This window comes from Streptomyces griseoluteus, from assembly GCF_004784465.1.
Taxonomy (GTDB): Bacteria; Actinomycetota; Actinomycetes; order Streptomycetales; family Streptomycetaceae; genus Streptomyces; species Streptomyces griseoluteus.
Window position 1 is genome coordinate 164,215 of the sequence record NZ_SRRU01000004.1, and the last position, 18,457, is coordinate 182,671.

13 protein-coding genes are annotated in these 18,457 nt (G+C 69.2%); 10 read left to right on the forward strand and 3 right to left on the reverse strand.

Annotated features, from left to right (window positions below; genetic code table 11):
• Window positions 1-20: 20 nt before the first annotated feature.
• Entirely contained in the window at window positions 21-2,300 is a 2,280-nt protein-coding gene (locus E5082_RS12665; protein WP_135791673.1) for a transglycosylase domain-containing protein, read from the reverse strand.
• A gap of 718 nt (window positions 2,301-3,018) precedes the next feature.
• Here E5082_RS12665 and E5082_RS12670 point away from each other — a divergent pair.
• The 3 genes from E5082_RS12670 (at window position 3,019) to E5082_RS12680 (ending at window position 6,232) form a co-directional block, all read left to right on the forward strand.
• Window positions 3,019-3,702, forward strand: coding sequence for a PadR family transcriptional regulator (locus E5082_RS12670; protein WP_086692027.1), 684 nt, complete (start codon window positions 3,019-3,021; stop codon window positions 3,700-3,702).
• 43 nt (window positions 3,703-3,745) lie between these two features.
• Window positions 3,746-4,828, forward strand: coding sequence for an inositol-3-phosphate synthase (locus tag E5082_RS12675; RefSeq protein WP_086692024.1), 1,083 nt, complete (start codon window positions 3,746-3,748; stop codon window positions 4,826-4,828).
• Window positions 4,829-4,921: 93 nt separating this feature from the next.
• Window positions 4,922-6,232, forward strand: a complete 1,311-nt coding sequence (locus E5082_RS12680; RefSeq protein ID WP_135791360.1) for an MFS transporter — start codon at window positions 4,922-4,924, stop codon at window positions 6,230-6,232.
• A gap of 35 nt (window positions 6,233-6,267) precedes the next feature.
• Here E5082_RS12680 and E5082_RS12685 read toward each other — a convergent pair whose 3' ends face one another.
• Window positions 6,268-7,713 (reverse strand): CCA tRNA nucleotidyltransferase, encoded by a 1,446-nt coding sequence (locus tag E5082_RS12685; RefSeq protein ID WP_135791361.1) that lies wholly within the window; start codon window positions 7,711-7,713, stop codon window positions 6,268-6,270.
• Between the two features lie 260 nt (window positions 7,714-7,973).
• On the opposite strand from E5082_RS12685, the gene E5082_RS12690 reads away from it, so the two are divergent.
• The 7 genes from E5082_RS12690 (at window position 7,974) to trxA (ending at window position 17,663) form a co-directional block, all read left to right on the forward strand.
• The gene (locus tag E5082_RS12690; protein ID WP_135791362.1) at window positions 7,974-10,346 is read left to right on the forward strand and encodes a DUF6049 family protein; all 2,373 of its coding nucleotides are present in this window, start codon (window positions 7,974-7,976) and stop codon (window positions 10,344-10,346) included.
• A gap of 46 nt (window positions 10,347-10,392) precedes the next feature.
• Window positions 10,393-12,693, forward strand: a complete 2,301-nt coding sequence (murJ, locus tag E5082_RS12695; RefSeq protein ID WP_135791363.1) for a murein biosynthesis integral membrane protein MurJ — start codon at window positions 10,393-10,395, stop codon at window positions 12,691-12,693.
• A gap of 118 nt (window positions 12,694-12,811) precedes the next feature.
• Complete coding sequence (locus tag E5082_RS12700) at window positions 12,812-14,506, forward strand: protein kinase family protein (RefSeq protein ID WP_135791364.1); 1,695 nt, start codon at window positions 12,812-12,814, stop codon at window positions 14,504-14,506.
• Window positions 14,507-14,532: 26 nt separating this feature from the next.
• Window positions 14,533-15,261, forward strand: coding sequence for an RNA polymerase sigma factor SigM (gene sigM, locus E5082_RS12705; protein ID WP_135791365.1), 729 nt, complete (start codon window positions 14,533-14,535; stop codon window positions 15,259-15,261).
• Window positions 15,258-16,145 carry a zf-HC2 domain-containing protein gene (locus tag E5082_RS12710; protein WP_135791366.1) on the forward strand — a complete coding sequence of 296 codons (888 nt, stop codon included), beginning with the start codon at window positions 15,258-15,260 and terminating at the stop codon, window positions 16,143-16,145. The genes sigM and E5082_RS12710 overlap by 4 nt, the downstream gene beginning before the upstream one ends.
• 172 nt (window positions 16,146-16,317) lie before the next feature.
• A complete protein-coding gene (gene trxB, locus E5082_RS12715; RefSeq protein WP_135791367.1) occupies window positions 16,318-17,289 on the forward strand; it encodes a thioredoxin-disulfide reductase in 972 nt (323 codons plus the stop codon).
• Between the two features lie 41 nt (window positions 17,290-17,330).
• Window positions 17,331-17,663, forward strand: a complete 333-nt coding sequence (gene trxA / locus E5082_RS12720; RefSeq protein ID WP_030806038.1) for a thioredoxin — start codon at window positions 17,331-17,333, stop codon at window positions 17,661-17,663.
• Window positions 17,664-17,752: 89 nt separating this feature from the next.
• On the opposite strand, the gene E5082_RS12725 is transcribed toward trxA, so the two are convergent.
• Window positions 17,753-18,370, reverse strand: a complete 618-nt coding sequence (locus E5082_RS12725) for a GNAT family N-acetyltransferase (protein ID WP_135791368.1) — start codon at window positions 18,368-18,370, stop codon at window positions 17,753-17,755.
• Window positions 18,371-18,457 lie beyond the last annotated feature (87 nt).

The window sequence follows — 18,457 nt, forward strand, 5'->3', positions numbered from 1 at the left end:
CGTCAATCGGGCAGGTGGCCCTACTGGCCTGCCTGACCTCCGAACAATCCTCCGCCGTCATTCCCATTGGCCCCGGCGTTGCCATTGCCCCTGACATCACCGGTTCCGGGTGAGGTCGACTCGGTCGGTGAGGGGCTGATTCCGCCATCGGCACCACCGGGTCCAGTGCCACCGTTGTCGTTGCAGAAGAACCGGCAGGTCTCGCTCGCGGTGGGCGAGGGCGACGTCGTGGACTCGCTCGGCGACGGGCTCGACGACTCGGTCGGCGTCTGGGTGACCGTAACGCTCGGCTTCGGAGTCGGCGTGGGAGCGCCCACCTCGTTGTGGATCTTGCCAATCTTGATCGCGTCCGGGAAGCCGGGGTCGTTCTTGCCCTGCAGCGCGGCCCGCATGTACTCGGTCCACACCGACGTCGGGATGTCACCACCGTGGATGGAGTCCGTGCCCGCCGTCCCGTTCATCGACAGCAGACGGTGATCCTTGGGGTTCTCACGGAACATCGCCACCGAGGTGGAAAGCTGCCGGGTGTAGCCGACGAACCAGGCCGACTTGTTCTCGTCGGTGGTGCCGGTCTTGCCGGCGGCCGTGCGGCCCAGCGCCTTGGCGTTCTGACCCGTGCCGTTCTGGATCACGTTCTCCAGGACGTCGGTGACGTTGTTGGCGATGCTGGAGTCCATCACCTGCTTGGGCTTCGGCTTGGTGAAGTCTGACAGTTCCACGCCGTCCTTCTTGACCGTGGTGACCGAATACGGGTCCGCCTGCTTGCCGGATGCGGCGAACGTCGCGTACGAGTCCGCCATGCGGATCGCGCTGGGGGTGGAGGTACCGATGGCGAAGGACGGGTTCAGGTCCTTCGCCATGCTCCCCTCCAGGATGCCGGTGGAACGGGCCATGTCCCGGACCTTCGACATGCCGACATCGACACCGAGCTGCACGAACGGCGTGTTGACCGACTGCTCCATCGCCTTGCGCAGGGTGATGTAGCCCCAGGGGTGGTCGCTCTCGTTCGCCTGGAAGAAGAACGAGTTGTCCTTGTTGAGGTAGTACGAGCCGTCGGGCCGGCGGACCTTGAGGTGGTCGTTGCCGTTGTACCTGCTCAGCGGGGAGATGCCCTCACCGTTGGAGTTGTACGTGCCGTCCTGCATGGCCGCGGCCAGCACGTACGGCTTCCAGGTCGATCCCACCGGAACACCGGAGGTGTCGGCGTTGTTCGTGAAGTGGCCGTTCTCGTAGCCGTCGCCGCCGTAGAGGGCGACGATCGCGCCGTCGTTGGGCACCACCGAGGCCGCGCCGAACTGGACGTACTTGTCCTTCTCCTTGGTCTCTGGGTTCAGCCGCGACTTCTGGATCTTCTTCACGGCTGCGCTCAGGGCGTCGACCTTGGCCTTCTGGAAGGTCGTGTAGATCTGGTAGCCGCCCTTGTCGAACTGCGCCTCCGTGATGTCGGAGTGGTTCAGGACGTACTTCTTCGCCGTGTCGACCATGTAGCTGACCTGGCCGTTCATACCCCTGGTCGCCTTGCGGCCCTGCGGCTTGGGGTACTTGCTGACCGCCTTCTGGTAGTCGGCGTCGCTGAGGTGCTTGTCCTTGTGCATCTCACCGAGAATCCAGCGCCAGCGCCCCTCGGAACGGGCCCGGTTGGCTTCCTCGGTGGCACTCTTGTCGAGGTCCGCGTTACCCGCGGGGTCGTAGTACGTCGGACCCTTCAGCAGGGCGGCGAGGACCGCACACTGACTGGGCGTGAGGTCCTCGGCGTCCTTGCCGTAGTACGTCTGCGCGGCCGCCTGGATGCCATACGCACCACGGCCGTAGTACGAGGTGTTCAGGTAACCCCGCATGATCTCGTTCTTGTCGAGCTTCGTGCCCACCTTCAGGGAGATGAACATCTCCGTGAACTTGCGGGTGAGGGTCTGGTCCTGGCTCAGATACGTGTTCTTGACGAACTGCTGGGTGATCGTGGAGCCACCCTGGGTCTGGCCGCCGCGCGCCATATTGGCCAGGGCCCGCGCGATACCCATGGGGTCCACGCCCGAGTCCTGGTAGAAGCTCTTGTTCTCCGCGGAGATCACCGCGTACTGCATGGCCTTGGGGATCTTGTCGATCGTGAGGTTCTGCCGGTTCACACCGGTGCCCGTGGCCACCATCTGGGTCCCGTCGCCCCAGTAGTAGACGTTGTTCTGCGACTCGGCCGCAGCGTTCTCGTCCGGAATGCCGACCAACGCGTAACCCACGCCGGCCATGACAACCAGACTGCCCACGAACCCGATGCCCAGGCCCGTGACCAGGCGCCATGAGGGCACCCAGCGACGCCAGCCGTACTTGCCCACGCGGGGATAGTCGATGAACCGGGGCTTGCCGGGTGGTCCTTGGTCATGGCCCCGGCCGCCACCCGGGGGAGCGTTGTCCGCGCCCCGGCGACGCCCGCCGCCTCTCTGGGCAGCACGGCGCGCCTCGGCACGGCTGCCGTATTCACGCCCATCACCCCCAGAGCCATAGGCGTCCGGTCCCTGGGAATGAGACCCATAGGAGTGGTCGGAGGCCCCGTTGGCGCCTCGCGGTGCCGCGGGACGGCCGGAGGACGGGCCGGGCTGGCCGCGTCGGGCCGCCCGTCCGCCTCCCTGCGGCTGCGGCGGTTTGCGACGGTGCTCGCTCATCGAACGATTACTCCTCGGGCAGGCGCATCCGTGCGCGCCTGGAAACAGCGGCTGGTTTCCGGTCCCCCCGAAGTACGGATGCGGTCGTTGCTGCATTCACCCGTACTGCACCGAGGATCACGACGCTCCCCAAGCGCCCCTTGGTTCCCGGTGTTGTGCATGCCGCACAGACTACGCACCGCCAAAACCCTCCGAGCCCCGAAGTTCACCCCAAAACAGGCAACTTGCCTCGTACGAATCGGTGATGTGATCCCGTTCACCACCGACCCTCTTGTCGCATGCCGTGGGTCGTTCTATCGTCGTGATGTATCGAGTCGATACATCAGAGCGAGATAAAAGCGCCGTGTGCCGAGAGGAGGCGATCATGAGCCGTCGTTCCGGCATCCTTGAGTTCGCCGTGCTCGGGCTGCTGCGCGAGTCGCCGATGCACGGCTATGAGCTGCGCAAGCGACTCAACACGTCCCTGGGTGTGTTCCGGGCGTTCAGCTACGGGACGCTCTACCCCTGCCTCAAGACGCTGGTCACCAATGGCTGGTTGATCGAGGAACCGGGGAACACCCATGAAGACGCTCTGGCCGCCCCTCTCACCGGACGCCGCGCCAAGATCGTCTACCGGCTGACGGCCGAAGGTAAGGAACACTTCGAGGAACTCCTGTCGCAGACCGGCCCCGACGCATACGAGGACGAGCACTTCGCCGCCCGGTTCGCCTTCTTCGGGCAGACCTCGCGCGATGTGCGCATGCGTGTGCTGGAGGGCCGGCGCAGCCGGCTGGAGGAGCGCCTGGAGAAGATGCGCGCCTCCCTGGCACGCACCCGGGAGCGCCTCGACGACTACACGCTCGAACTTCAGCGCCACGGAATGGAGTCCGTGGAGCGCGAAGTGCGCTGGCTGAACGAGCTGATCGAGAGCGAGCGGGCCGGGCGGGACCTGAAGGGTCCCGAGTCCGGCGGGTCCGCTCAGCAGGACACCACATCTGGATCGACGGGCGGCCTGCCCCGTCCCAGGGATCTTCCGGGGACGGATACGCCCGGCGACACCGCCACGTGACGGCCCACCAGGGCCTCACTCGTACACACAGGGAGCAACCGGAATGGGTTCGGTTCGCGTAGCCATCGTCGGTGTCGGCAACTGCGCCGCGTCGCTGGTGCAGGGAGTCGAGTACTACAAGGACGCCGATCCGGCGGCCAAGGTACCCGGCCTGATGCATGTGCAGTTCGGTGACTACCACGTGCGGGACATCGAGTTCGTCGCCGCCTTCGACGTGGACGCCAAGAAGGTCGGCCTCGACCTCGCGGACGCCATCGGCGCCTCCGAGAACAACACCATCAAGATCTGCGACGTGCCCTCGAGCGGTGTCACCGTCCAGCGCGGCCACACCCTCGACGGTCTCGGCAAGTACTACCGCGAGACCATCGAGGAGTCGGACGCCGAGCCGGTCGACATCGTCCAGACCCTGAAGGACAAGCAGGTCGACGTCCTGGTCTGCTACCTCCCCGTGGGCTCCGAGGACGCGGCGAAGTACTACGCCCAGTGCGCCATCGACGCCAAGGTCGCCTTCGTCAACGCCCTCCCGGTCTTCATCGCCGGCACCAAGGAGTGGGCGGACAAGTTCACCGAGGCCGGCGTGCCGATCGTCGGTGACGACATCAAGTCCCAGGTGGGCGCCACCATCACGCACCGCGTCATGGCGAAGCTGTTCGAGGACCGCGGTGTGATCCTGGACCGCACGATGCAGCTCAACGTCGGCGGCAACATGGACTTCAAGAACATGCTCGAGCGTGAGCGCCTGGAGTCCAAGAAGATCTCCAAGACGCAGGCCGTCACCTCCCAGATCCCCGACCGGGACCTCGGCGAGAAGAACGTCCACATCGGCCCGTCCGACTACGTGGCCTGGCTGGACGACCGCAAGTGGGCCTACGTCCGCCTTGAGGGCCGTGCCTTCGGCGATGTTCCGCTGAACCTCGAGTACAAGCTGGAGGTCTGGGACTCCCCGAACTCCGCCGGTGTCATCATCGACGCCCTGCGTGCCGCGAAGATCGCCAAGGACCGGGGTGTCGGCGGCCCGATCCTGTCGGCCTCCTCGTACTTCATGAAGTCCCCGCCGGTTCAGTACTTCGACGACGAGGCCCGCGAGAACGTCGAGAAGTTCATCCGCGGCGACGTCGAGCGCTAGGCGCCGCTCGCCCGACAACGCTCCTGCCAGGGCTGTGAGGGTCCCTGGGGTCTGCCGGCCCCAGGGACCCTCCGCATGTGTGAGGCTGTGCCCATGCCCGTCGTCCGTGATCTGCGCCTGCTGCTGCGCGAGCGGAACTTCCGGCGCCTGCTGTACGTCCGCCTGCTCTCCCAGGGCTCGGACGGCGTCTACCAGATCGCCCTCGCCTCGTACGTCGTCTTCTCCCCCGAGAAGCAGACCTCGGCCCCGGCGATCGCCTCCGCGATGGCGGTCCTGCTGCTGCCCTACTCGCTGGTCGGCCCCTTCGCGGGGGTGCTGCTGGACCGCTGGCGCCGGCGTCAGGTCTTCGTCCACGGCAATGTGCTGCGCGCCCTGCTGGCGGCCGCCACCGCCGTACTGATCGCCGTGCACGCGCCGGACTGGCTGTTCTACGCCTCCGCGCTGTGTGTCACGGCCGTCAACCGGTTCGTCCTCGCGGGCCTCTCGGCGGCACTTCCCCGTGTGGTCGGTACCGAGCGTCTGGTGCTGGCCAACTCCCTCTGCCCGACCGCCGGAACCCTGGCCGCCACCCTCGGTGCCGCCCTGGCCCTCGGCGTACGGTTCGTCGCGGCGGACTCGGACGCGGCGGTGGTACTGCTCGGTGCCCAGCTGTATCTCTGCGCGGGTCTGACCGCCCTGACCATGGCCCCCTCCCTGCTCGGCCCCGACCGGCCACCGGTGCTGCCCCGGCTGCGCACCGTCCTCGCCGACACGGCACGCGGTCTCCTCGCGGCCGTGCGGTACCTGGGCGAGCCCCGGCGCGGGGAAGCCGTCTGGGCGCTCGCGGCGATGACCTGCATGCGCTTCTGCTACGGCGCCCTGCTGGTCCTGCTGCTCATGCTGTGCCGCTACGGCCTCTCCCGCACCCCGGAGGACGGGCTCCGTCTGCTGGGGCTGGTGCTGGGGGTGTCCGGCGCGGGGTTCTTCGCGGCGGCCGTGGTGACGCCCTGGAGCGCGGGACGCCTGGGTGCCGGGCGGTGGATCGCGGTCTGTGCGGGCGTCGCCGCCCTCCTGGTGCCGGCGCTCGGGCTTCCGTTCGCCACGGTGCCGCTGCTGATCGCGGCCTTCCTGCTGGGGCTGGTCACCCAGGGCGCCAAGATCGCCACGGACACGATCGTCCAGGCGTCGGTCGAGGACGGCTACCGCGGTCGGGTCTTCTCCGTCTACGACGTCCTCTTCAACGTCGCCTTCGTCGGCGCTGCCGGGGTGGCCGCCCTGATGCTCCCGCCGGACGGCCGGTCGCCGCTGCTGGTGATCCTCGTGGCGTTGCTCTATGCCGCCGTCACTGCGGCCATGGCTCGCTTCGAGGGGCGCCGGGACAGCGAGGAGGACGGTGTTTCACGTGAAACACCGTCCCGCCGCTGAGTCATGTTTCACGTGAAACCACGTCCCGGAAGCGTTCAGCTCTGCTGCTGCGCCCACCACTCCTTGAGGGCCGCGACCGCAGCGTCGTGCTCCATCGGGCCGTTCTCCAGGCGCAGCTCCAGCATGTGCTTGTACGCCTGGCCGATGACGGGGCCCGGTCCGACGCCGAGGATCGTCATGATCTCGTTGCCATCGAGGTCGGGGCGGATGGAGTCCAGCTCCTCCTTCTCCTGCAGCTCGGCGATGCGCGCCTCCAGCCCGTCATAGGCGCGGGACAGCGCGGCCGCCTTGCGCTTGTTCCGGGTGGTGCAGTCGGAGCGGGTCAGCTTGTGTAGCCGGTCCAGCAGCGGGCCCGCGTCGCGGACGTAGCGCCGGACCGCGGAGTCCGTCCACTCCCCGGTGCCGTAGCCGTGGAAGCGCAGGTGCAGCTCGACCAGGCGGGAGACGTCCTTCACCAGGTCGTTGGAGTACTTCAGCGCCGTCATGCGCTTCTTGGTCATCTTGGCCCCGACCACCTCGTGGTGGTGGAAGGACACCCGGCCGTCCTGCTCGAAGCGCCGCGTCCGGGGCTTGCCGATGTCGTGCAGCAGCGCGGCGAGCCGGAGGGTGAGGTCCGGGCCGTTCTCCTCCAGGTCGATCGCCTGCTCCAGCACGATGAGTGAGTGGTCGTAGACGTCCTTGTGGCGGTGGTGCTCGTCACGCTCCAGCCGGAGTGCCGGCAGCTCGGGCAGCACATGGGCGGCGAGCCCGGTGTCGACCAGCAGGGTGAGGCCCTTGCGGGGGTGCGCGGAGAGCAGCAGCTTGTTCACCTCGTCCCGGACCCGCTCGGCCGACACGATCTCGATCCGCGCGGACATCTCCGTCATCGCGGTGACGACCGCCGGGTCCACCTCGAAGTCGAGCTGGGCGGCGAAACGGGCGGCACGCATCATGCGCAGCGGGTCGTCGGAGAAGGACTCCTCCGGAGTGCCGGGCGTACGCAGCACCCGTGCCGCGAGGTCGTCCAGACCGCCGTGCGGATCGATGAACTCCTTCTCCGGCAGGGCCACGGCCATCGCGTTGACCGTGAAGTCGCGCCGGACCAGGTCCTCCTCGATGGAGTCGCCGTAGGACACCTCGGGCTTGCGGGAGGTGCGGTCGTACGCCTCGGAGCGGTAGGTGGTGACCTCGATCTGGTAGCCGTCCTTCTGGGCGCCCACCGTGCCGAAGGCGATCCCGACCTCCCAGACGGCGTCCGCCCAGGGCCGGACGATCCGCAGCACGTCCTCGGGGCGCGCGTCGGTCGTGAAGTCCAGGTCGTTCCCGAGCCGGCCCAGCAGCGCGTCACGGACCGAGCCGCCGACCAGGGCGAGCGAGAACCCGGCCTCCTTGAAACGGCGGGCGAGGTCGTCGGCGACGGGGGCCACCCGCAGCAGCTCGCTGACCGCGCTCTGCTGCACCTGGCTGAGGGCAGCGGGATTGTCATCGTTGGGGTTCGGCACAACAGAAGAGGGTACGTGGCCCGGCCGCCCGGGACCGCACCCGTTTGACCGGCGCGGAGGCTCCCTGCCATACCCCCACAAGGGCTCCCCTAGCGGCGGACACCGGCTCTCCGCTCCTTAATGGATATAGAGGACAGGCGGCCGTTCCGTGACGATCTTGGGGAACGGTCCGTGGCACTCAGCCTCTGCGGTCATCGTTACCATGCGGGGACGCACATTCTGACGACCACTGATGACGACGACGAGGGACGGGCTAGCGCGTGGCCGACGCGGCTGAAATCCAGGGGCCCAGTGCCTCTCCTGCCCGCCGCCGACTGCGGCGCGCCGGAGCGCTGCTGGCGGGCGCACCGCTGCTGGCCGGGCTGCTCCAGTTGACCGTGGCCGAGCCCGCGCAGGCGGCGCCGGCGGACTCGGTGTCCGTGGCGTTGGACTCACTGACGCCCAGCGCGCCCACCGAGGACGACACGCTGACCGTGTCCGGCACCGTGATCAACAACGGTAGGCAGTCCGTGACCGGCGCCCACGTCGGCCTCCGGGTGGGTCCCCTGCTGAACACCCGCTCCGCGATCGACGGCATCGCCCAGCACCCCGACGATCTCCGCGGCGGTGCCGGCGACGAGCTCGGCGGCAAGTACACGCAGAAGTTCAGCAAGCTGATTCCGGGCGTCGCCGAGCACTTCAGCATCTCCGTGCCCGTGGACGAGCTGGACCTCGGGAAGGACGGCGTCTACTCGTTCGGCGTCTCCGTGTCCGGCAAGACCTCGGCACGGCCCTGGGACCAGATGCTCGGCATCGAGCGGACCTTCCTGCCCTGGCAGTCGTCCGAGGCCGACACCAAGAGCCGTACGACGGTCATGTGGCCGCTGATCTCCTCCGTCCACATGACCGCCCGCACGGGCGCCGGAGAACGGCAGACCCCCGTCTTCCAGGACGACGAGCTGGCCAAGGAGATCGCCCCCGGCGGCCGCCTGGCGCAGATGATGGACCTGGGCCGCGATCTCGACGTCACCTGGGTGATCGACCCGGACCTGCTGGCCGCGGTGGACGCCATGGCCAACGGTTACCGGCTCCAGCAGCCCGACGGCACCAGCAAGGCCGGCTCCCGCGAGAACCAGGACGTCGCCAAGCAGTGGCTGGCCGGTCTCCAGAAGGCCGTGGCGGACAAGGAGGTCGTCGCGCTGCCCTTCGCCGACCCGGACCTCGCCTCGCTCGCCCACACCGGCACCAGCGTCACCGGCTCGCTCAGCCACCTCAAGGACGCCACCGACGTCGCCGCCCTCACGGTGAAGACCGTGCTCCATGTGACGCCGACCACCGACTTCGCGTGGCCGGTGGACGGCGCCGTCGACCCCTCGATCATCAAGGTGGCCACCTCCGCCGGCGCCGACCGGGTCATCGCCCGCAGCGACAGCCTCCGGGAGTCCGCCGGGCTGCCCTACACGCCGTCCGCCGCCCGCCCGATCGGCGGCGGCACCACGGCGGTGGTCGCGGACGCGCGGATGTCCACGGCCTTCGAGGGCGACCTCACCAAGGCGGACACCTCCACGCTCGCGGTGCAGCAGTTCCTGGCACAGAGCCTCGAGGCGAACGTACAGAAAGACGAGCAGCGCAGCTTCGTGGTCGCCCCGCAGCGCACGCCGACCGCCAGCCAGGCGCAGGCGATGGCCACCGCCGTGAAGGCACTCCAGGACGGCAACTGGTCGCAGCCCGAGACCCTCACCGGCGCCGCCAACGCCAAGCCCGACCCGGACGCCACCACGCGCATCCCCTCCACGTCGGCCTACCCCTCCTCGCTGCGCAAGCAGGAACTGCCGAGGAGCGCGTTCGAGCAGATCGCGGACACGCAGGACAAGCTCGACAACTTCCAGGTGATCCTCACCGACCAGTCCCGTGTGGTCACACCCTTCGGCCGGGCCATAAACCGCGGAATGTCCACGTCGTGGCGGGCTCAGGCCGCCAAGGCGGACGGCTTCCGCACCGACGTGCTGGGCTATCTCGACAACCTCGGCGGCCAGGTCAAGCTGATCGACAAGTCGGAGACCAAGCTCTCCGGGCGCAGCGCCACCATCCCGGTGACCGTGCAGAACAACCTGGTCCAGCCCGTCGGCCACCTGTATCTGCGGCTCAGCTCGACCCAGCCGACCCGGCTGAAGATCGCCGGCAAGGCGTACGACGAGCAGCCCGTCGAGGTCTCCGGCGGCCACAGCCAGTCGGTGAAGTTCACCACCTCGGCCAACGCCAACGGCCGGGCCACGGTCCTCGCTCAGCTCTACACCGAGGACGGCCAGGAGTACGGCGACCCCGTCAGCTTCGACGTGAAGGTCACCGAGGTCACGCCCACCGTCATGCTGGTGATCGGCGGCGGGGTGCTGCTGCTGGTCCTCGCAGGCTTCAGGATGTACACCCAGCGCAAGCGCGCGGCCGCCCGCCAGGCCGAGGAAGAGGGCCCGGACGAGGCGGAGGCGGACTCCGGTGACGAGGCCGGGAACCCGGACGACGCCGGAGACCGTCTTCCCGAGGAGTCCGGTCCCCCCGCCGGGACAGCCGGGCCGGACCAGCCGGGTGACCCTGCGCCGGACACCGCACCGGAAAGCACCGACCCGTCCGGCACGGGTGAGAGAGTGGACCGTTGAGCGACGCCGCGGCCCGTGTGGCCAGGGACGATGAGGTGGGGTAACCATGAACGCGCCGTACGACGGTGACCGCGGCCAGGACGCCGCCGACTCGGGCCACGGTCCCGAGACCCCGCCCGAGCCCGGCCAGGAGCCGTCGCAGCCCGCAGCGGACATGTACCTCCAGGACGCCTACGACCAGGACCCCTACCGGGCGCGAGACCTCTCCGCCCAGGACCCGGTCGCCGAGGCGCTCTATGACCGCGCCGCGCACCCGCCGCCCCCTCCGGGCAGCTACGAGCCGCGCCAGCCGCTCTACGCACCGCCGTCGCAGTCCTCGTACTCCCCCGACCCCCGCGTGTGGGCCAAGACCCCGGCGCCCGAGCCGGAGGGTGACGCCACGCAACACCTCCCGTACGGCGACCATCCGCGCACCACCCAGTTCGTGGGCGTGGACGACCTCGTGTCGCACTCCGGCGAGGAGTACCACGAGCCGGACGCCTTCGCGCACCTTCTGCGGGACCAGCAGCACACCGGCTCCGCCGCATCGGCCCACGTGGGCCAGGGAGCCGGCGGCTCCTACCCGCCGCCCCGCGCCCAGAGCCCCGCGCAGTACGGCGGCGGCGGAACCCCGTATCAGGCAGCCTCCGGGAACCCCATGCAGCCACCCGTACCCGCCCCGGCCGGTCCTTCTGGTCCCGCGGCGACCCCGGCACCGCCGGCTCCGGCCCCGGCGAAGGGGCGCGCCTCCGGACTGCTCGGCTCCAGCGCCGTCATGGCCGCGGGCACGATGGTGTCGCGCCTCACCGGCTTCGTCCGCTCCGCGATGATCGTCGGAGCGCTGGGCACCGGCATCCTCGGCGACTCCTTCCAGATCGCCTACCAGCTGCCCACGATGATCTACATCCTGACCGTCGGCGGCGGCCTCAACTCGGTCTTCGTGCCCCAGCTCGTGCGCTCGATGAAGGAGGACGAGGACGGCGGGGAAGCCTTCGCCAACCGGCTGCTGACCCTCGTCATGGTCGCGCTCGCCGCGCTGACCGCCCTGACCATGCTCGGCGCGCCGTACCTGGTGCGGGTCCTGTCGGACCCGATCGCCTCCGACCCGGCGGCCAACCAGGTGGCGGTCACCTTCACCCGCTACTTCCTGCCCTCGATCTTCTTCATGGGCATTCACGTGGTGATGGGTCAGGTTCTCAACGCGCGCGGCAAGTTCGGCGCGATGATGTGGACCCCCGTCCTGAACAACATCGTCATCATCGTCACGCTCGGCATGTTCCTGTGGGTCTACGGCTCCGCGGCCGACTCCCACATGACCGTCCACAACATCCCGTCGGAGGGCCAGCGGCTCCTCGGCATCGGCATCCTGCTCGGTCTCGCCGTGCAGGCCCTGGCGATGATCCCCTACCTGCGCGAGACCGGCTTCCGTATCCGGCCCCGGTTCGACTGGCGGGGCCACGGCCTGGGCAAGGCCGCGATGCTCGCCAAGTGGACGGTGCTGTTCGTGCTCGCCAACCAGGCGGGCGCCATGGTCGTCACCCAGCTCTCCACCGCCGCCGGCAAGGCCGCCAGGGTCGACGGCACCGGCTTCGCCGCCTACGCCAACGCCCAGCTCATCTGGGGTCTGCCGCAGGCCATCATCACCGTGTCCCTGATGGCCGCGCTGCTGCCGCGTTTGTCGCGCTCGGCCGCCGAGGGCGACGGCGGCGCCGTCCGCGACGACATCTCGCAGGGCCTGCGCACCACGGCGGTGGCCATCGTGCCCATCGCCTTCGGTTTCGTCTCGCTCGGCATCCCGATGTGCACGCTGATCTTCGGCTCCTCCGGCACCGGCTCGGCCACCAACATGGGCTTCATGCTGATGGCCTTCGGCCTCGGCCTGATCCCGTACTCGGTGCAGTACGTCGTCCTGCGCGCCTTCTACGCGTACGAGGACACCCGGACCCCCTTCTACAACACGGTCATCGTGGCGGCGGTCAACGCGGGCGCCTCCGCGCTCTGCTACTTCCTGCTGCCGTCCCGCTGGGCGGTCGCGGGCATGGCGGCCGTGTACGGCCTCTCCTACGCCATCGGCGTAGGTGTCGCCTGGCGCCGGCTGCGCAAGCGGCTGGGCGGCGACCTGGACGGCTCCCGGGTGCTGCGGACGTACGCCCGCCTGGCGATCGCCTCGGTCCCGGCGGCACTGCTCAGCGGCGCGGTCTGCTACGGCATCGGACACTCACTCGGACAGGGCGTCTTCGGCTCTCTCGTGGCCCTGGTGGCAGGTGGGGCGGTACTGCTCGGAGTCTTCTTCGTGGCCGCGCGCCGCATGCGGATCGACGAGCTGAACTCGCTCGTCGGCATGGTGCGCGGGCGGCTGGGGCGATGAGCCGGGGGTAGTCGCACAACCATCGTCCCCCTCTGCGTGTCGTGCATAGCGGCGGACTGTGGGCACAATTGGGTTCGGCGTCGGACAGCGTGCAACGGATGGGGAGGCAGGGACGACGGTGGCGGAACGCAGCACGGCTGCCGTCGACGTGGCAGACAACAGCGGTGACGAGCCGCTGACCGCCAAGGCGGATCAGGCCACGGCCGACGGGGTGGCCAAGAACCCGGAGCGGGACACGGACATCGACCAGACGCAGGGGAGAGGCGGCGCGAAGGAGTCCGGCAAGGAGTCTTCGCCCACCGAGTTGCACAGCGGTCACAAGCTCGCCAAGCGCTACCGTCTGGAGGAGTGCGTCACCCGTCTGGACGGATTCAGCAGTTGGCGTGCGGTCGACGAGAAACTGCGCCGTGCCGTCGGTGTGCACATCCTGCCCGCCGACCACGTACGTGCCCGTGCCGTGCTGGCGGCCGCCCGTTCGGCGGCGCTGCTCGGTGACCCGCGCTTCGTCCAGGTCCTCGACGCGGTCGAGGAGAACGACCTCGTCTACGTGGTCCACGAGTGGCTGCCCGACGCCACCGAGCTGACCGCGCTGCTCGCTGCCGGCCCGCTGGAGCCGCACGACGCCTACCAGATGGTCAGTCAGGTCGCGGCCGCCATGGCCGCCTCCCACCGTGAGGGCCTCGCCCATCTTCGGCTGAACCCGAACGCTGTCCTGCGCACCTCCTCCGGACAGTGGCGCATCCGCGGCCTCGCCGTGAACGCCGCCCTGCGCGGCGTCGGCTCCGACACCCCGCAGCGCACCGACACCGAGGCGATCGGCGCCCTCCTGTACGCCGCGCTGACGCAGCGCTGGCCCTACGAGAGCGACGCGTACGGCCTGGCCGGGCTGCCCAAGGACATCGGTCTCATCGCGCCGGACCAAGTGCGGGCCGGAGTCCACCGGGGCCTGTCCGAGCTGGCCATGCGCGCGCTCGTCAACGACGGCGCCACCGCCTCCCGGCACGAGGCCGCCTGCACCACGCCGGAGGAGCTGGTCAAGGCGATCGGTGAGATGCCGCGTGTGCGGCCGCCGGAGCCCGCGTTCGCCGGCCCGCCGGAGTACCAGCGCACGACCTACCAGCAGGGAACCTACGGCCGACCCTCGGCCCACGCGGGCGTCACCCAGCCCGTCGTGCCTCCGCCCGCCCCCCTCCAGAGCCGCACCGGCAAGGCCCTGAAGTGGGCCGTCTCCGCCCTCCTCATCGCCGCACTCGGCCTCGGAAGCTGGCAGCTCGCGGACGCCCTGATGGACCGCGGCAAGAACTCCGACGACACCAACACGACGCAGACGCAGGACGGGGGCGACAAGGGTCAGCAACAGGTGATCAGCAAGCCGATCACCATTGGGGGCGCACGGGACTTCGACCCGCTCGGTGACAACTCCGAGAAGCCTGCCACCGTCGGAAGCGTCTACGACGGAGACCCGAGCTCGTACTGGCAGACGGACTACTACCTGAGCTCCGACTTCGGCCGTCTGAAGTCCGGCGTCGGCGTCATCCTGGACCTGAAGAAGGTTCAGTCCGTCAGCAGGGTCACGGTCAGCTTCCTGGGAGAGACCTCGGTCGAGCTGCGCGCCGCGAGCTCGGACGCCGCGTCTGAGCCGACGAACCTGTCCGCCTACGAGAAGGTGGCCTCCGGCTCGGGCACCACGGTCAACCTCAAGCCCGGCAAGCCCCTCCAGACCCGGTACCTCCTGGTGTGGTTGACCCACCTGCCGCCGGACGGTCAGGGCCACTGGCGAGGCAGGGTCGCTGACGTCAAAGTCACCAGCTGACGTCTCATCCACACCGGAGGGGGACGATGGCAGGCGCCAGTCGGTACGGCGGGGTGCGGGACGAGGACCTGCTCGCCCGTCATGTGCAGGGTGACCCGGATGCCTTCGGGGAGATCGTGCGGAGGCACCGGGACCGGCTGTGGGCGGTCGCGCTGCGGACGCTGGGGGACCGCGAGGAGGCCGCCGACGCGGTGCAGGACGCGCTGGTGTCGGCGTACCGGGCCGCGCACACCTTCCGCGGGCAGTCGGCCGTCACGACGTGGCTGCACCGGATCACGGTGAACGCCTGTCTGGACCGCATCCGCAAGGCCGCCTCGCGGAAGACCGCGCCCGTCGACGACCCCGAACGCCTGGAACAGCTCCTGGAGCCGCACGAGGCGGCCTCCGCTCCGGCCGAGCGCAACGACCTCCACCGCCAGCTCCTGGAGGCCCTCGGCACCCTTCCCGCGGAACAGCGGGCGGCGCTGGTCCTGGTGGACATGCAGGGCTACCCCGTCGCCGAGGCCGCGCGGGTCCTGGACGTGCCCACCGGGACAGTGAAGAGCCGCTGCGCCCGAGGCCGGGCCAGACTCCTCCCCCTGCTCACCCACCTGCGGCCGGGCGACGCCGGTGAGGGTGGGAAAGAACCCGTGGCGGGACGGAACCGGGTGCACGGGGCATCCGTCCCACCTCCGACAGGATCTGCGGGCGAGGGAACCGAAGACTCCGGGCCGAATGGTTCAGCCGTCGTGAAGGGCGGAGGTGGGCGAGCATGACGTCCTCGACGGACACGACCGGGCACCCGGATGTCGCCGAGATCTCCGACTTGACCGAGGGGCTCCTCCCACCGTCCCGCAGCGCGGAGCTGCGGCACCACCTCGAGGGCTGCGAAGCGTGCACCGAGGTCCATACCGCGCTGACGGAGATCCAGGGCTTGCTGCGCGACGTCCCGGATGTGCCCCCGATGCCCACGGACATCGCGGATCGGATCGACGCCGCCCTCGCCGCCGAGGCAGCGGGGCAGACTGAGCAGGCGGATTCCGTAGGCCCCGGCCGTCATGTTTCACGTGAAACACCGATCCCCCCGGCCCGCCCCGGCAAGCTCCCCCGGGCCGCCACTGGTCCCGGCCGGAAAGAGCGCTCTCGAAGTCGTCGCCGCACAGCCGCGTTGGGCGCCGTACTCACCGCTGCCGTCCTCGGGGCCGGCTCTCTGCTCATGCAGTCCGTCAGTAACAACGCGTCCGACAAGGCGGCGCGGAGCACGGCCGCGTCCGCCGTCGGCACGTTCTCCGGGGCCAGCGTGAAAAGCCAGGTGTCGGACCTGCTCACCGCCAGGGAGGGACTGCAGCGAGGGAGTCAGCACCCGCAGCAGGACACCGAGCCGGACCTCACCCCCTCGGGGCCTACGCAGAGCGCGAACACGTTGATCCAGACGGCGGCCCCGGTACCGGACTGTGTCCGCCGGGCACTCCACTCCGGTGAAACGGTTCTGGGGGCGAAGAGCGGCACCTATGCCGACAAGAGCGCCTACCTCGTGGTGGTGCCGGACAAGGCTGACAGCAAGCGCGTCACGGCCTACGTGGTCGACGCGTCCTGTGCGTCCAAGCGGACCGCCGCCGCCGGGAGTGTGCTCCTCAAGCAGAGTCTCGTCCGTTCCTGAAACGGCGCGGACGTCGTCTCCGCCCACCCTCTCCTCGCCCGTACCGTGTGAGCCGTCGCGTGGCCGGACATCAGGGGAATGTGCGCCCCTTAGGATCGGTTGGGTGGTGTGAGAGTCCCGGCAGGGGCTCCCACCGGTCGGCCGACACAGACCAGAGACGAGGAACCAAGCCGTGAGCGACGTCCGTAATGTGATCATCATCGGCTCCGGGCCCGCGGGCTACACGGCGGCGCTGTACACCGCGCGTGCGTCCCTGAAGCCCCTGGTGTTCGAGGGTGCCGTCACCGCCGGTGGCGCGCTGATGAACACCACCGAGGTGGAGAACTTTCCGGGCTTCCCCAACGGCATCATGGGCCCCGAGCTGATGGACAACATGCGGACGCAGGCCGAGCGCTTCGGCGCCGAGCTGCTGCCGGACGACATCGTCTCCGTCGACCTGACCGGCGACGTGAAGACCGTCACCGACACCGCAGGCACGGTCCACCGGGCCAGGGCCGTCATCGTCGCCACCGGCTCCCAGCACCGCAAGCTCGCGCTGCCCAACGAGGACGCGCTGTCCGGCCGTGGCGTCTCGTGGTGCGCCACCTGTGACGGCTTCTTCTTCCGGGACCAGGACATCGCCGTCATCGGCGGCGGCGACACCGCGATGGAGGAGGCGACCTTCCTTTCCCGGTTCGCCAAGTCCGTGACGATCATCCACCGCCGGGACACCCTGCGCGCCTCCAAGGCGATGCAGGAGCGCGCCTTCAACGACCCGAAGATCAAGTTCGCCTGGGACAGCGAGGTTGTCGAGATCCTGGGCGAGCAGAAGCTCTCCGGGCTGAAGCTGCGCAACCTCAAGACCGGCGAGCTGTCGGACCTGCCCGTCACGGGTCTGTTCATCGCCATCGGCCACGACCCGCGCACCGAGCTGTTCAAGGGCCAGCTCGACCTGGACGCGGAGGGCTACCTCAAGGTCGAGGCGCCCTCCACCCGGACCAACCTGCCCGGCGTCTTCGCCGCAGGTGACGTGGTCGACCACACCTACCGCCAGGCGATCACCGCGGCCGGCACCGGCTGTGCCTCGGCCCTGGACGCCGAGCGCTACCTCGCGGCCCTGCTGGACGAGGGCGGCCACGCCGAGCCCGAGAAGACCGCTGTCTGATACCCCCTTCCCCCACCGAATGATCAAGTGAGGAGCCCGCTGTGGCCGGCACCGTGAAGAAAACGACTGATGACTCCTTCGACGAGGACGTCCTCAAGAGCGACAAGCCCGTCCTGGTGGACTTCTGGGCCGAGTGGTGCGGCCCGTGCCGCCAGATCGCTCCGTCCCTGGAGGCCATCGCCGCCGAGCACGGCGACAAGATCCAGATCGTCAAGCTGAACATCGACGAGAACCCGGCCACGGCCGCCAAGTACGGCGTCATGTCCATCCCGACGCTGAACGTCTACCAGGGCGGCGAGGTCGTCAAGACGATCGTCGGCGCCAAGCCGAAGGCGGCGCTCGTCCGCGACCTGGACGACTTCATCACCGGCTGACGTTTCACGTGAAACACGGCTCACGAAGGGGCCGGCCCACTCGGGCCGGCCCCTTCGTCGTGTCCGTGATCCGGAGTCCGCGCCGACCGTCAGAGCGGCCGTAGCGCCGGTTCCTTGTGCACCGCGCCCAGCAGCCGGTCGAGTGCCATCTCGACGTCTTCCTTCCAGGACAGCGTGGAACGCAGTTCCAGACGGAGACGGGGGTGGCGGGAGTGCTGGCGCACCGTCTTGAAGCCGACGGCAAGGAGATGGTCGGCCGGCAGCAGGCAGGCGGGCTCTTTCCAGCGGGTGTCCCCGAACGCCTCGATGGCCTTGAAGTTCCGGCGCAGCAGATCCTTGGCGACCGCCTGCACCAGCATCCGGCCCAGCCCCTGCCCCTGGTAGCCGGGCATGATGAACGACGTGATGAGCTGAACGGCGTCCGGAGAGACCGGGCTCGTGGGGAACGCCGTCGCACGCGGGACGTAGGCGGCCGGGGCGTAGAGCACGAAGCCGACCGGTACGTCGTCGACATAGGCGACGCGGCCGCAGGAGCCCCAGTCCAGCAGGACGGCGGAGATCCAGGACTCCTTCTCCACCTCCGCGGTCCCCTCGCGCACGGCCGCTTCGGCGGTGACCGGGTCCAGTTCCCAGAACACGCAGGAGCGGCACCGCTGGGGGAGGTCCTTGAGATTGTCCAGCGTGAGCGGTACGAGCCGACGCCCCATAAAAGACGTTCCTCGCTTCCTTCGCCGGGTCATATCCGCTGGCATCGTATCCACGATGCGATTGCCTAGATACCGGCGCAAAGCAAA